Source organism: Rhizobium leguminosarum (assembly GCF_004123835.1).
Taxonomy (GTDB): domain Bacteria; phylum Pseudomonadota; class Alphaproteobacteria; order Rhizobiales; family Rhizobiaceae; genus Rhizobium; species Rhizobium leguminosarum_M.
The window spans coordinates 188,133-201,375 of sequence record NZ_MZMU01000011.1; the positions used below are offsets into that span (position 1 = coordinate 188,133).

The window sequence follows — 13,243 nt, forward strand, 5'->3', positions numbered from 1 at the left end:
TGTCTATCGTCAGTCCCGGTACCCGGGGCAAGTTGCTTGTCTTGACCGTCATTGGACCATATCCCCTGAAAGACATCCGTGCGGTCTGGACAGCTTTCGCCGTCGGCGTGATCGTCACGGGTCATCGAGATATTTTCGTCATCCGTCACCGGCAGTCGGCCGGTGACGGATGTCCGGTGCAATTCATTCCGCGGCGATGCCCATCCGGCTGCGCTCCATCTCCTCGAGCGCACGCCGGTATTCGACCGGCATGACCTTGCGGAATTTCGGGCGGTAATCGGCCCAGTTGTCGAGGATCTGCGTGGCGCGGGCCGAGCCCGTATAGTGCAGATGGTTGGAGATCAGCTGGTAAAGGCGCTCCTCGTCATGGCGCGTCATGTCGCCAGAGACGTCGACGCGTCCCTTGTGCATGAGGTCCCCGCCGTGATGATGCAGCTTCTCCAACATGTCGTCCTCCTCGGGCACCGGCTCGAGCTCGACCATCGCCATGTTGCAGCGGCTGGCGAAATCGCCGGTTTCATCGAGCACGTAGGCGACACCGCCGGACATGCCGGCCGCGAAATTGCGGCCCGTGGCGCCGAGCACGACGACGACGCCACCGGTCATGTATTCGCAGCCATGGTCGCCGACACCCTCGACGATGGCGATCGCACCCGAATTGCGCACGGCGAAACGTTCGCCCGCCACACCGCGGAAGTAGCATTCGCCCTCGGTCGCGCCATAAAGCACGGTGTTGCCGACGATGATCGAGTTCTCCGCCACGATCCTAGAATTCTCCGGCGGCCGGATGATGATCTTGCCGCCTGAAAGGCCCTTGCCGACATAGTCGTTGCCGTCGCCGATCAGGTTGAAGGTGACGCCGCGCGCCAGGAAGGCGCCGAAACTCTGTCCCGCCGTGCCGCGAAGCGTCACGTTGATCGTGTCTTCCTTCAGCCCGCGGTGGCGGAAGCGCTTGGCGACTTCGCCGGAAAGCATCGCGCCTGCCGACCGGTCGACGTTCTTGATGCCGACCTCGAAGGCGACGGGCGTCTTGGCCGTCAGTGCCGGCTGCGCCTGCTCGATCAGCACGCGGTCGAGAATGTCGTCGATCGGGTGCTTCTGCCGGCTTGTCCAGAAGGTCTCTGCCTTGGGAGCGTCGACCTTGTGGAAGATGCGGCTGAAATCGAGGCCCTTCGCCTTCCAGTGGTTCAGCATCTCGTCCTTCTCCAGGAGTTCCGAGGCGCCGATGATCTCGTCAAGCCGGGTGAACCCGAGTGAGGCGAGGATTTCGCGCACTTCGTTGGCGACGAAGAAGAAGTAGTTGATGACGTGCTCCGGCGCGCCCTTGAAGCGCTTGCGCAGCACCGGATCCTGGGTTGCCACACCCACCGGACAGGTGTTGAGATGGCACTTGCGCATCATGATGCAGCCGGCGGCAATCAGCGGCGCGGTGGCAAAACCGAACTCGTCGGCTCCAAGCAGCGCTCCGATAATGACGTCGCGGCCGGTCTTCAGGCCGCCGTCCACCTGCAGGGCGACGCGCGAGCGCAGCCCGTTCAGCACCAGCGTCTGCTGGGTCTCGGCAAGGCCGATTTCCCAGGGGCTGCCGGCATGTTTGAGCGAGGTCAGCGGTGACGCACCCGTGCCGCCATCGAAGCCGGCGACCGTGATGTGGTCGGCGCGTGCCTTGGCAACACCGGCGGCGACCGTGCCGACGCCGACTTCCGAGACCAGCTTGACCGAAACATCGGCAGTCGGGTTGACGTTCTTCAGATCGTAGATCAGCTGCGCCAGATCTTCGATCGAATAGATGTCGTGGTGCGGCGGCGGCGAAATCAGGCCGACACCCGGTGTCGAATGACGGGTCTTGGCAACGGTCGCGTCAACCTTGTGACCCGGCAGCTGGCCGCCCTCGCCAGGCTTGGCGCCTTGCGCCACCTTGATCTGCAGTACGTCGGCATTGACGAGATATTCGGTGGTCACCCCGAAACGGCCCGAGGCGATCTGCTTGATCGCCGAACGTTCCGGGTTCATCGAACCATCGGCCAGCGGCATATAGCGGTCGGATTCCTCGCCGCCCTCGCCGGTGTTCGACTTGCCGCCGATCCGGTTCATGGCGATCGCCAGCGTCGTATGCGCCTCCCTGGAGATCGAGCCGAAGGACATCGCCCCCGTCGAGAAACGCCTGACGATATCGGCCGCCGGCTCGACCTCGTCGATCGATACCGGCGTACGGCCGAGCGCCTCGGCGCTCTTCATCTTGAAGAGACCGCGGATCGTGTTCATGCGCAGCGCCGAATTGTTCACCATATCGGCGAATTCGCGGTAGCGGTCCTCGGCATTGCCGCGCACGGCATGCTGAAGGGCCGCGACCGCATCCGGCGTCCAGGCATGGCTTTCGCCGCGCATGCGGTAGGCATATTCGCCGCCGATGTCGAGCGTCGTGGCAAGAAGCGGATCGGTGCCGAAGGCCGCGTTGTGGCGGGCGACGGTTTCTGCGGCGATCGCCTCGAGGCCGACGCCTTCGATCATCGTCGCGGTTCCGAAGAAATACTTGTCGATCAGTTCGGACTGCAGGCCGATCGCATCGAAGATCTGCGCGCCGCAATAGGACTGGTAGGTCGAAATGCCCATCTTCGACATGACCTTGAGGATGCCTTTGCCGACCGCCTTGATGTAGCGGTAGACGATTTCGGAAGCATCCACTTCCTTCGGGAATTCGCCCTTGGCATGCATGTCGAGCAGCGTGTCGAAGGCGAGATAGGGGTTGATCGCCTCGGCGCCGTAGCCGGCGAGCAGGCAGAAATGATGGACTTCGCGCGGCTCTCCGGTCTCGACGACGAGACCGACCGAGGTGCGCAGCCCCTTGCGGATCAGATGGTGATGTACGGCAGCTGTGGCGAGCAACGCCGGAATCGCGATCCGATCCGGCCCGATCTGGCGGTCGGAGAGCACGATGATGTTGTAGCCGCCCTTGACGGCCGCTTCCGCGCGCTCGCAGAGCCGGTCGAGCATCTCGGGCATGCCTTCGGCACCACGCTCGATATCATAGGTAAAATCGAGCGTCTTGGTGTCGAAACGGTCTTCCGTGTGACCGATCGAGCGGATCTTTTCGAGATCGCCATTGGTCAGGATCGGCTGACGCACCTCGAGCCGCTTGGCGTTCGCCGCCCCTTCATGGTCGAGAATGTTCGGCCGCGGCCCGATGAAGGAAACCAGGCTCATGACCAGTTCCTCGCGGATCGGGTCGATCGGCGGGTTGGTCACCTGCGCGAAGTTCTGCTTGAAATAGGTGTAGAGCAGCTTCGGCTTTTCCGACATGGCCGAGATCGGCGTATCCGTGCCCATCGAGCCGATCGCTTCCTGGCCGGTCGTCGCCATCGGCGACATCAGGATACGGGTATCCTCGAGCGTGTAGCCGAAGGCCTGCTGGCGGTCGAGCAGCGACACGTCGCGGCGCAGCGCCCTTGGCTCCACCGGCTTCAGGTCTTCGAGGATGAGCTGGGTGCGGTTGAGCCAGCTGCGATAGGGATGCGCCGTTGCCAGCTGCGACTTCACCTCGTCGTCGGAGATGATGCGGCCTTCTTCCATATCGATCAGCAGCATCTTGCCTGGCTGCAGGCGCCACTTCTGGATGATCTTCTCCTCCGGAACCGGCAGCACGCCGGCTTCGGACGCCATGATGACGCGGTCGTCATCGGTGACGAGGTAACGCGCCGGCCGCAGGCCGTTGCGGTCGAGCGTCGCGCCGATCTGCTTGCCGTCGGTGAAGGCGACGGCAGCCGGCCCGTCCCAGGGCTCCATCAGCGCCGCATGATATTCGTAGAAGGCCTTGCGTTCGGCGGCCATCGACTGGTTGCCGGCCCAGGCTTCCGGGATCAGCATCATCACGGCATGCGCCAGCGAATAACCGCCGCGCACCAGGAATTCGAGCGCATTGTCGAAGCAGGCCGTGTCCGACTGCCCCTCGTAGGAGATCGGCCAGAGCTTGGAGATGTCCTCGCCGAACAGCGGTGAGGAGACCGACGCCTGGCGCGCCGCCATCCAGTTGACGTTGCCGCGCAGCGTGTTGATCTCGCCGTTATGGGCGACCATGCGGTAGGGATGCGCGAGCTTCCATGACGGGAAGGTGTTGGTCGAGAAGCGCTGGTGCACCAGGGCGACCGCGCTTTCGAAACGCGGATCCGACAGGTCCTTGTAATAGACGCCGACCTGATAGGCCAGGAACATGCCCTTGTAGACCACCGTCGCCGACGACAGCGACACCGGATAGAAATTGCTCTCCTCGCCGTCGAACTCGTCATAGATACGGTTGGAGATTACCTTGCGCAGCGTGAACAGCCGGCGCTCGAACTCGTCGTTGTTTTCGGCATCCTCGCCGGCGCCGATGAAGACCTGCACATGATGCGGCTCGGTTGCGGCAATGGCCGGCGCCTTGGAGAGCGAGGAATTATCGACGGGCACATCGCGAAAGCCGATGAAGACCTGACCTTCCTCGGTGATGACATCCTTGATCACCTTCTTGAAGTGCTCGATCTGCTTTTCATCGCGCGGCATGAAGATATGGCCGACGCCATATTCGCCGACCGGCGGCAGGGTGATGCCCTGCTCGGCCATCTCCTCACGGAAGAAACGGTCGGGGATCTGCACCAGGATGCCGGCGCCGTCACCCATCAGCGGATCGGCGCCGACGGCGCCGCGATGCGTCAGGTTCTCGAGGATGAACAGCCCATCCTTGACGATCTGGTGCGACTTCTGGCCCTTCATATGCGCGACGAAGCCGACGCCGCAGGCATCATGTTCGTTGCGCGGATCGTAGAGGCCTTGTTTCTTCGGCAGGCCGGAGGCGGATTTGGACATATTGGCCGTCGCGCGCAGATTAGCAGCAGCAAACCGGTCAACTTCCATGGATGGCGTCTTCGTCATCATCTTTCCTCCTGTCGAAGCCCGCGGGGCCACGGGCGGCTTTTCGTCCCGCGCCGCAACCCGAAGATAGGTTCGGCGCATGACAGCGCTGTTGCATTGTGAAGATCGGCCGCAGACATCTGCTTTGAAGGAAAGCAAACCGTCGCGTTCCGCGCCTGCCATTCGCCTCCGCGCGCCGCCCTTGAGGCTTGACGCTCGGAAGAACTATAGCGTGAAAGCCGCTCTGTTCCAGGGCTTTCGGCGCCTCTTCGGTCACAAAGGCCAAAATAGGACAGCAACACTGTCCTATTTCATCAGTTCTATGCCAGAAAGCATTCGGCTCCGCAAGAGCGCTCCGTCAAAAAACGTTAATTTGCGACGGAAGATTGCCTCGGCAGCGGCGCCGACGAAATAAAATTACGTTGAGCGGTATTATTTTGTTTATTGATTGCGTAGTTCAATTTCTGTGATGTGTCGCGGACGTCAACCTTGATCCTGTGAAGCTTTGGCGTAATGTCCGCTGCGGATTTGCCAACCCCCTCCTTTTCCACGGTTTCTCCCATGTTCTTTGCTTCCGATAACTGGGCCGGCGCCCACAAATCCATTGCCGAACGTCTGCTGACGGAATCGACCGGCTTTGCCGCCGCCTATGGCGCCGGCGATCTCGACAGGAAGGTCGAGGCTCGTTTTTCCCAAATCTTCGAGCGTGAGGTTTCGGTTTTCTTCGTCGCCACCGGCACGGCCGCCAACTCGTTGTCGCTGGCGAGCGTCCAGCGTCCCGGCGGCATTACCTTCTGCCATTCGGAGGCCCATGTGATCGAGGATGAATGCGGCGCGCCGGAATTTTTCTCCGGCGCCGCCCGTCTCGTTGCCGTTGACGGCGAAGCCGGCAAGATCGACCCGGAAAAGCTTTCGTCGAACATCGCAAGCTTTCCCGAGGACGCCGTTCATCACGGCCGCGCCAGCGCCGTGACCATCACCCAGGCGACCGAGATCGGCACCGTCTATTCCCTGCCGGAGATCGGCGAGATCGCCGCCATATCAAGGAAGCGCAATCTGCCGCTCCACATGGATGGCGCCCGCTTTGCCAACGCGCTGGTGGCGCTCGGCGCCACCCCGGCCGAGATGACCTGGAAGCGCGGCGTCGACATGCTGTCCTTCGGCGGCACCAAGAACGGCTGCTGGTGTGCGGAAGCGATCGTCTTCTTCAATCCGGATCAAGCCCGGGAAATGCCCTTTATCCGCAAGCGCGCCGCCCAGCTCTTCTCCAAGTCGCGTTTCATCGCCGCCCAGTTCGATGCCTATTTCGAAAAAGGTCTCTGGCTCGATCTCGCCCGCCATTCGAACGGCATGGCCGACCGGCTACGCTCCGGTATCGGCACGAGCAACTCCGCCCGCCTGGCCTGGCCGACCGCATCCAACGAAGTCTTTGCCGTCGTCAGCAAAAGTGCCGCAAAAATTGCGGAGGAAAAGGGTGCGAAATTTTACGAATGGCCGGTCCCGGCGGCAACGCCCGAACTCGTTTCTGAAAGCGAGATCCTGATCCGCCTCGTCACCAGCTTCGCGACCACCGAAGCGGATGTCGATGGTTTCCTGAAATGCCTAGCCGCCTGATTGCCCAGATTGGCAGTGCTTCACGCCGATTTCAGCCCCCTCACTTTTTGCAGAATATCTTCCGACAGTGCTGAAACCAGTGCCTGGTCCGCGCCCTTACGCGGAACCAGCACGAATTCCACGTCTTCCAGCACCGGAAGTTTTCCCGCAGCAATCTCCTTCAGCCCTGAGGGCGCCATGCTGCGTGGCTGTACCAGCACGCCCATCCCGGCTCGCGCCGCCGCCGTCAACCCGCTCAGGCTGCCGCAGGTGCAGACGATCCGCCACGGCACCCCGTTTCGCCCGAGTGCTTCGAGCGCGATCACCCGTGTGACGCTCGGCGGCGGAAAGGCGATCAGCGGCAGAGGGCCGGAAGCGAGCACACGCTCGGGATCGCGCGCCAGCCAGACGAGCGGCTCGCGATAGACGAGTTTTCCGCGCGCATCGCCGAGCCGGCGCTTGGCGAGCACCAGATCGATTTCGCCATTGTCCTGCATCTCGTAAAGAACGCCGGACAGCGCCACTGTCAGTTCGAGGTCGACGGAGGGATGCGAACGAACGAAATCCTCGAGCACCGCCGGCAACTGGCTGGTGACGAAATCCTCCGACACGCCGAGCCGCAGGCTGCCGCGCAGGCTGTTGTTCTTAAACAGCGACTGCACCTGCCCCTCGATCGAAAGCATGGCGCGCGCATGCGACAGCAGCGCCTCGCCATCGCCGGTCAGCATCACCTTATGCGTATCGCGTGCCAGCAGCCTGCGCCCGAGCGCTGCCTCCAGCCGCTGAATATGCTGGCTGACCGTCGACTGCCCGAGGCCCAGCCTTTCTGCGGCGAGCGTGAAACTGCCCATCTGCTCGACGGCGACGAAACTGCGCAACTGCGAAAGATCCAGCATGATCCCGATTCTCGATAACTGTTATTCCTTGCATCCTGGATCATAATGGACGACAGAACAATGACTGTTTTATCACGCCGCGAGACCACCATGCGCCGCTTTCTGCCCGATACATTCACCATCCTGCTCGTCTGCACCGTCATCCTTGCCTCGTTGCTGCCGGCGCACGGCACGTTCGCGGATTATTTCGGCATCGCCACCGATCTCGCTATCGCGCTGCTGTTTTTCCTGCATGGCGCCCGCCTGTCGCGCGACGTAGTCATCGCTGGCCTGCTGCACTGGCGCCTGCATATCGTCATCCTGCTGACGACCTTCGGCATCTTCCCGCTGCTCGGCATGGCGCTCGGACTGATCCCCGACACGATCCTGCCGCAGCCGCTTTATCTCGGCATCCTCTTCCTCTGCGTGCTGCCGTCGACGGTGCAGTCATCGATCGCCTTCACCTCGATGGCGGGCGGCAACGTGCCCGCCGCCATCTGCTCGGCCTCGGCATCCAACATCTTCGGCATGTTCCTGACGCCGCTGCTCGTCGGCCTGCTGTTTTCCGTCGGCGGCCATGGCGGCTTCTCCTTCGACGCATTAGAGCAGATCCTGCTGCAGCTGCTTGCCCCCTTCATCGTCGGCCAGGCTCTGCAGCCCTGGATCGGCGACTGGATCCGCGCCAAGAAGAAGATCCTGATGCCTGTCGACCGCGGCTCGATCCTGATGGTCGTCTATCTCGCCTTCAGCACGGCGGTCGTCGAGGGCCTGTGGCACACCTTCTCAATCGCCGATATCGCCGTCGTCATCGTCGCCGACATGGTTCTGCTGGCGATTGTCCTGGTGCTGACGATGTTCGGCAGCCGCTGGCTGGGCTTCAACAAACCCGACCAGATCACCATCACCTTCTGCGGCTCGAAGAAGAGCCTCGCAAGTGGCGTGCCGATGGCGAACGTCATCTTCGCGGGCCAGTCGATCGGCGCGATCGTGCTGCCGCTGATGCTCTTCCACCAGATCCAGCTGATGGTCTGCGCCGTCATTGCCCAGAAATACGCTGCCGCCGCCGCCCGCCGCGCAACGGAAAAAGAGATGAATGAGGCCAGCAGCCCGGCCTAAGCAACAATAAAAACGGCGCCCCGATGGAGCGCCGTTCGTTTTATCCGATAAGGATCTGATTAGCCGTTGATGATCTGCGCTTCGATGGCCTTCGGAGCCTCGACCGGTTCTGCGGCAATCGCGATCTTGCGGGGCTTCATGGCCTCGGGAATATTGCGCAGAAGGTCGATGTGCAGCAGGCCGTTCTTCAGCGAAGCGGCGGTCACCTCGACATGATCGGCAAGCTGGAAGCGGCGCTCGAAGGCGCGCTTGGCAATGCCGCGGTAGAGGAATTCGCCGCTTTCGGCAGGTTCCTCGTTCTTTTCACCCTTCACGGAGAGGACGTGAGCATGGGCTTCGATCGAAAGTTCGGTCTCGTCGAAACCGGCAACCGCCATGGTGATGCGATAGGTGTTTTCACCGGTGCGCTCGATATTATAGGGCGGATAGGTCTGCGCCTGCTCCGGCTGGGCAAGGCTGTCGAGCATGGTGAAGAGCCGGTCGAAACCGACGGTCGAACGATAAAGGGGAGAGAAGTCTACGTGACGCATGATGTCCTCCTGTGGAAGCGACGTGTTGCGATGAAATGCCCCTGAGACCCCATCTTTGGCGGCCTTGGGACGGTTGCGCAGGCCCTGTTCGGCACCCGCAGAAAGGAAATGGTGATGGGATTCGAGGAGTTCAATACCTTTTTGCAATCGCCTTGATCGGCCCGTGAACCCCGCATGAACGACCGGTTCGGAGCGCGTTCAGGCGCATTCGCTTAGGAATTTAGGCGTCGGGTGAATCTGGTCCCGATGGCTGAAGTGCATCGTCCCTTCTTCTTCAGTCTCAACTTCGGCCGGCCGCGAGCACCCTCATGCTCCTGCCGGCCCTTTTCCCCACCGCTTTCCAATCCGGATGCCGTGCGCTATCCCTGATGCGAAGCAATCAGCAGCGGCGCATTGGCAAAGTCATGGATCAGGTTCTCTATTCGACGCCCGACAATCCCGCCCCGGAAAACCGCACGGAGGGGTTCTTCGAAACCCATGACGGCCAGCAGCTGCGTTACGCCGTCTTCCGCTCGACTGGCCAGATTACCAAGGGCACCGTCGTCATCCTCCACGGCCGCAACGAATATATCGAGAAATATTTCGAGACGATCCGCGACCTCACGGCCAAGGGTCTCTGGGTCGCGACCTTCGATATGCGCGGCCAGGGCGGTTCGTCACGGCTCCTGAAGAGCCGCAACCATGGCCACATCCGCCGCTTCGTCGATTACGAGCGCGATCTCGATACCTTCCTGGAAAAGGTGGTGCTGCCGGATACCCGCCTGCCCTTCTATCTGCTCGCCCATTCCACAGGCGGCCTTATCGCACTCTCGGCCGCGCCCTATCTCACCACCCGTATCGATCGCATGGTGCTGTCGGCGCCCTTCATCGGCCTGACCGGCCAGGCGGCTTCGCCTCGCGTCATCCGCGCTCTTGCCGGCACGCTGACTGCCCTCGGCCTCGGCTTCCTGCCGCTGACCTCGAAACTGAAGGAGCCGAACTTCAGCGACAATCCGCTGACCTCGGACGAACACAGATTTGAGCGCAATGTCGCGATGATGAAGGCTCATCCGGAACTGACGCTCGGGCCGCCGACGGCCCGCTGGCTGATCGAGGCTTTTCGCACCATGGACCGGGTCACTTCGCCCTACCATCTCTTCTCGATCACCATCCCGACCATCGTCATCGCCCCGACGCGTGACGGTGTCGTGCCCTACACGGCGCAGGAGCGGCTTTCGCGTTATTTCCGCGCCGGCCAGCTGGTGCCGATCAACGGCGCCCGCCACGAGATCTTCCAGGAGCGCGATATCTACCGCGCCGCCGCCCTTGCCGCCTTCCACGCCTTCATTCCCGGCAGCGATGCCGAAGAAAACCAGGACGTCGCCGCCCTCGGTACGTGAGCCGGATCGGCTTTGCCGACCGGGGGATCAGCGCTGCAGGATGGCGATTGCCTGTTCGTAGACTGCCCGGCTGCCGGCAGCGATAATCGAGCCGCCGTTTTCCGGCCGTCCGCCGTCCCAGGTGGTGATGATGCCGCCCGCTCCTTCGATGACGGGAATGATACCGCCGACGTCATAGGGCTTCAGGCTGTTTTCGATGACGAGATCGATATGGCCGGCAGCAAGCAGCGCATAGGCATAGCAGTCGCAGCCGTAGCGGAAGAGCCGCACCTGGCCTTCGATCTCGCGGTATTTCTCCATCTCCTCGCCGGCAAAGAGATGCGGTGAGGTGGTAAACAGGATGGCGTTCGAGAGCGCGTCACACCGGCGCGTGGCCAGCCGCCGCTCGCCCTCCGGCCCGGTATAGATCGAGCCGTTCTGGTCGGCGAAATAACGCTCGCCGGTAAAGGGTTGCTCGATCATGCCCATGATCGCCCGGCCATCCTTCTGCAGGCCGATCAGCGTTCCCCATACCGGCACACCGGATATGAAGGCGCGCGTGCCGTCGATCGGATCGATCACCCAGACATATTCGCGGTCGAGCCCGACATTGCCATGTTCCTCGCCGAGAATGCCGTGGCCGGGGAAATTCTCCTCGATGAGCGCCCGGATGGCGAGTTCGGCCGCCCGGTCACCCTCCGTTACCGGATCGAAACCGGAGGAAAGCTTGTTCGTGACATCGAGGCCGGAGCGGAAGCGCGGCAGCGTCTCGGCCCGAGCGGCTTCCGCCAGGCGATTGAAGAACGAACGGTCAGGAAACATGATGACACCGTTTGGCTGGCGGGAGTGGCGCTTTTCATAGCGAAAAGCAACGGGAATGCAAACGCAGCAGGCAATTTGGATCTAATTGCCCAAAGATATCGCAACGCAATATATTGCTTGACATTTGTGCAATGCAATAGTAGCTTCTTCATACAGTCTTCTGACTGTAAATACCCTCCTTGGGTGTTTCCTCCCTAGACTTAGCCGCGCTCACAAGCGCGGTTTTTTTTGGCTGGGGAAGGCCAGACGTTAGCGACATCGAAAAAGAGAGCTATTCGGCGGCCAGCGCCCGCTCGCCGGCAAATTTCTCGACGTATTCCGCCATCTGCTGCATGAAGTCCGTGACGGCGTCGGCCACTGCGGCGAAATCCTCGCGTTTCTCCAGCGTCACTTCATCGACATAGATCGCCCGGTTCACTTCGATCTGCAGCGCGTGCAGGCCGCGCGAAGGTCGGCCGTAATGTTCGGTGATGAAGCCGCCGGCATAGGGCTTGTTGCGGATCGCCGCGAAGCCCATTTCCTCGAGGATGGCGATGGCCGCGCGCGAAAGTTCAGCCGAAGCGCTGGTGCCGTAGCGATCACCGATGATGAAATCAGGTCGCGCAGTGCTGCCGGCGACGCGCACATTGCCAGGCATCGAGTGGCAGTCGATTAACACGCCGAAGCCGAACTGCACATGCGTTCGCGCGATCAGCCGGCGGAGCGCCGCATGATAGGGCTTGTAGACCGCTTCGACGCGGTCGAGCCCCTCCTGCACCGGCAGGCGCCGCGCATAGATCTCCATATTCTCGGCGACGATGCGCGGAATGGTGCCGAGCCCGCCGGCGACCCTGAGCGAATTGACATTGGCATAGGGCGGCAGCAACCCGTCGAACATCCGCGGATCGAGCTCGTAGGGCTCGCGATTGACGTCGAGATAGGCGCGCGGGAAGTTGGCCGCTAGAAGCGGCGCGCCGAGCGCGATGGCCGAGCCGAAGAGCTCGTCGACGTAGTGATCCTCGGAACGGCGGATGGCGATGCCCTCGAGCCTGGACTGGGCGATAAATTCCGGTGGATAAATGCGGCCGCTATGGGGGGAGTTGTAGACGAAGGGAATGGTCTGCGACACGGGCTCATGGACCTCAAAAAGCTCGTATTCGCGTATTTCCGGCACTTTCGGCCCTCTTTACCATGTCATGAACTGACTGCTTTGCCCATGTTGCCAGTTGCCCGGCCGCAAGTCCATACTATGTAGAAGGGACGGCGGTCACGCACAGGCAATTCACCGGTTGTTTACCGGGTCAAGACTAGTGTAAACGGCTGGCAGCCCACCAAAAACCTATGGATCGCGGTCTGGATTGATGACTCAGAAGATACTTCTCGCCGAAGACGACAACGACATGCGCCGCTTCCTGGTGAAAGCGCTCGAAAAGGCCGGCTACAAGGTCCTTTCCTATGACAATGGCGCCAGCGCCTATGACCGGCTGCGCGAGGAGCCGTTTTCCCTGCTGCTGACCGATATCGTCATGCCCGAGATGGACGGCATCGAGCTGGCCCGCCGCGCCACCGAGCTCGACCCCGACCTGAAGGTGATGTTCATCACCGGTTTTGCCGCCGTGGCGCTGAACCCTGATTCGAAGGCGCCGAAGGATGCCAAGGTCCTTTCCAAGCCTTTCCACCTGCGCGATCTCGTCGACGAGGTCAACAAGATGCTTGCCGCGTAAGGCTTGCCGGGCGGCGCGTCACAAAACTGAAAAAAGCCTATTGACGGCTCCAAAGGTTTTGTGATCTATGCGCCGCCATCGGATGGGCGTGTAGCTCAGCGGGAGAGCACTACGTTGACATCGTAGGGGTCACAGGTTCAATCCCTGTCACGCCCACCATCCGATCTCCCTGACATCGTTGACAAATCCCCGCCTTGGGGAATCTCTGACTCCAGAGCCCGGGACACGCTCTAGGTGTGAGCTTTCAGGAGGTTGTCCATTCGGAGCGGATTTAGGAGACTGGAGTTACCACACCTCAGTTTTCCAGGATCACTCCGAATGAACATCCATAAGAATGCCCGACTGACACCGTTGCGTCGAGA

Annotated in this window: 9 protein-coding genes and 1 tRNA gene; 5 read left to right on the plus strand and 5 right to left on the minus strand. The window is 61.6% G+C overall.

Annotated elements, in window-relative coordinates; translation table 11 throughout:
* Window positions 1-183: 183 nt before the first annotated feature.
* Window positions 184-4,908, minus strand: a complete 4,725-nt coding sequence (gene gltB / locus B5P46_RS16665; RefSeq protein ID WP_206735362.1) for a glutamate synthase large subunit — start codon at window positions 4,906-4,908, stop codon at window positions 184-186.
* A 537-nt stretch (window positions 4,909-5,445) separates the two neighbouring features.
* On the opposite strand from gltB, the gene B5P46_RS16670 reads away from it, so the two are divergent.
* A complete protein-coding gene (locus tag B5P46_RS16670; RefSeq protein ID WP_129419613.1) occupies window positions 5,446-6,498 on the plus strand; it encodes a threonine aldolase family protein in 1,053 nt (350 codons plus the stop codon).
* A gap of 20 nt (window positions 6,499-6,518) precedes the next feature.
* Here the strand turns inward: B5P46_RS16670 and B5P46_RS16675 are convergent, their stop codons facing one another.
* Entirely contained in the window at window positions 6,519-7,373 is an 855-nt protein-coding gene (locus B5P46_RS16675; RefSeq protein ID WP_129419614.1) for a LysR substrate-binding domain-containing protein, read from the minus strand.
* A gap of 45 nt (window positions 7,374-7,418) precedes the next feature.
* Here B5P46_RS16675 and B5P46_RS16680 point away from each other — a divergent pair, with 45 nt between their 5' ends.
* Window positions 7,419-8,468: a bile acid:sodium symporter family protein gene (locus B5P46_RS16680; RefSeq protein WP_129419615.1), complete on the plus strand. Its 1,050-nt coding sequence runs from the start codon at window positions 7,419-7,421 to the stop codon at window positions 8,466-8,468.
* 59 nt (window positions 8,469-8,527) lie between these two features.
* Here the strand turns inward: B5P46_RS16680 and B5P46_RS16685 are convergent, their stop codons facing one another.
* A complete protein-coding gene (locus tag B5P46_RS16685; protein WP_003542878.1) occupies window positions 8,528-8,998 on the minus strand; it encodes an Hsp20 family protein in 471 nt (156 codons plus the stop codon).
* Window positions 8,999-9,402: 404 nt separating this feature from the next.
* On the opposite strand from B5P46_RS16685, the gene B5P46_RS16690 reads away from it, so the two are divergent.
* The gene (locus tag B5P46_RS16690; RefSeq protein ID WP_129419616.1) at window positions 9,403-10,377 is read left to right on the plus strand and encodes an alpha/beta fold hydrolase; all 975 of its coding nucleotides are present in this window, start codon (window positions 9,403-9,405) and stop codon (window positions 10,375-10,377) included.
* Between the two features lie 27 nt (window positions 10,378-10,404).
* Here B5P46_RS16690 and hisN read toward each other — a convergent pair whose 3' ends face one another.
* Both hisN and B5P46_RS16700 read right to left on the minus strand, forming a co-directional pair.
* Window positions 10,405-11,178, minus strand: a complete 774-nt coding sequence (hisN, locus tag B5P46_RS16695; RefSeq protein ID WP_129419617.1) for a histidinol-phosphatase — start codon at window positions 11,176-11,178, stop codon at window positions 10,405-10,407.
* Window positions 11,179-11,449: 271 nt separating this feature from the next.
* Window positions 11,450-12,331, minus strand: a complete 882-nt coding sequence (locus B5P46_RS16700; RefSeq protein ID WP_129419618.1) for an N-formylglutamate amidohydrolase — start codon at window positions 12,329-12,331, stop codon at window positions 11,450-11,452.
* Window positions 12,332-12,518: 187 nt separating this feature from the next.
* On the opposite strand from B5P46_RS16700, the gene cpdR1 reads away from it, so the two are divergent.
* Together cpdR1 and B5P46_RS16710 are read left to right on the plus strand one after the other, a co-directional pair.
* The gene (cpdR1, locus tag B5P46_RS16705; RefSeq protein ID WP_003542883.1) at window positions 12,519-12,881 is read left to right on the plus strand and encodes a response regulator CpdR1; all 363 of its coding nucleotides are present in this window, start codon (window positions 12,519-12,521) and stop codon (window positions 12,879-12,881) included.
* Between the two features lie 84 nt (window positions 12,882-12,965).
* Window positions 12,966-13,040, plus strand: a tRNA-Val gene (locus B5P46_RS16710).
* The last annotated feature ends 203 nt before the right edge of the window (window positions 13,041-13,243 follow it).

Excerpts from the sequence above, each read along its gene's own strand:
- B5P46_RS16680 (WP_129419615.1), top strand. The coding sequence starts at position 7,419 with ATGGACGACAGAACAATGACTGTTTTATCACGCCGCGAGACCACCATG.
- B5P46_RS16690 (WP_129419616.1), top strand. The coding sequence starts at position 9,403 with ATGGATCAGGTTCTCTATTCGACGCCCGACAATCCCGCCCCGGAAAAC.
- B5P46_RS16685 (WP_003542878.1), bottom strand. The coding sequence starts at position 8,998 with ATGCGTCACGTAGACTTCTCTCCCCTTTATCGTTCGACCGTCGGTTTC.
- hisN (WP_129419617.1), bottom strand. The coding sequence starts at position 11,178 with ATGTTTCCTGACCGTTCGTTCTTCAATCGCCTGGCGGAAGCCGCTCGG.
- gltB (WP_206735362.1), bottom strand. The coding sequence starts at position 4,908 with ATGATGACGAAGACGCCATCCATGGAAGTTGACCGGTTTGCTGCTGCT.
- B5P46_RS16670 (WP_129419613.1), top strand. The coding sequence starts at position 5,446 with ATGTTCTTTGCTTCCGATAACTGGGCCGGCGCCCACAAATCCATTGCC.
- cpdR1 (WP_003542883.1), top strand. The coding sequence starts at position 12,519 with ATGACTCAGAAGATACTTCTCGCCGAAGACGACAACGACATGCGCCGC.
- B5P46_RS16675 (WP_129419614.1), bottom strand. The coding sequence starts at position 7,373 with ATGCTGGATCTTTCGCAGTTGCGCAGTTTCGTCGCCGTCGAGCAGATG.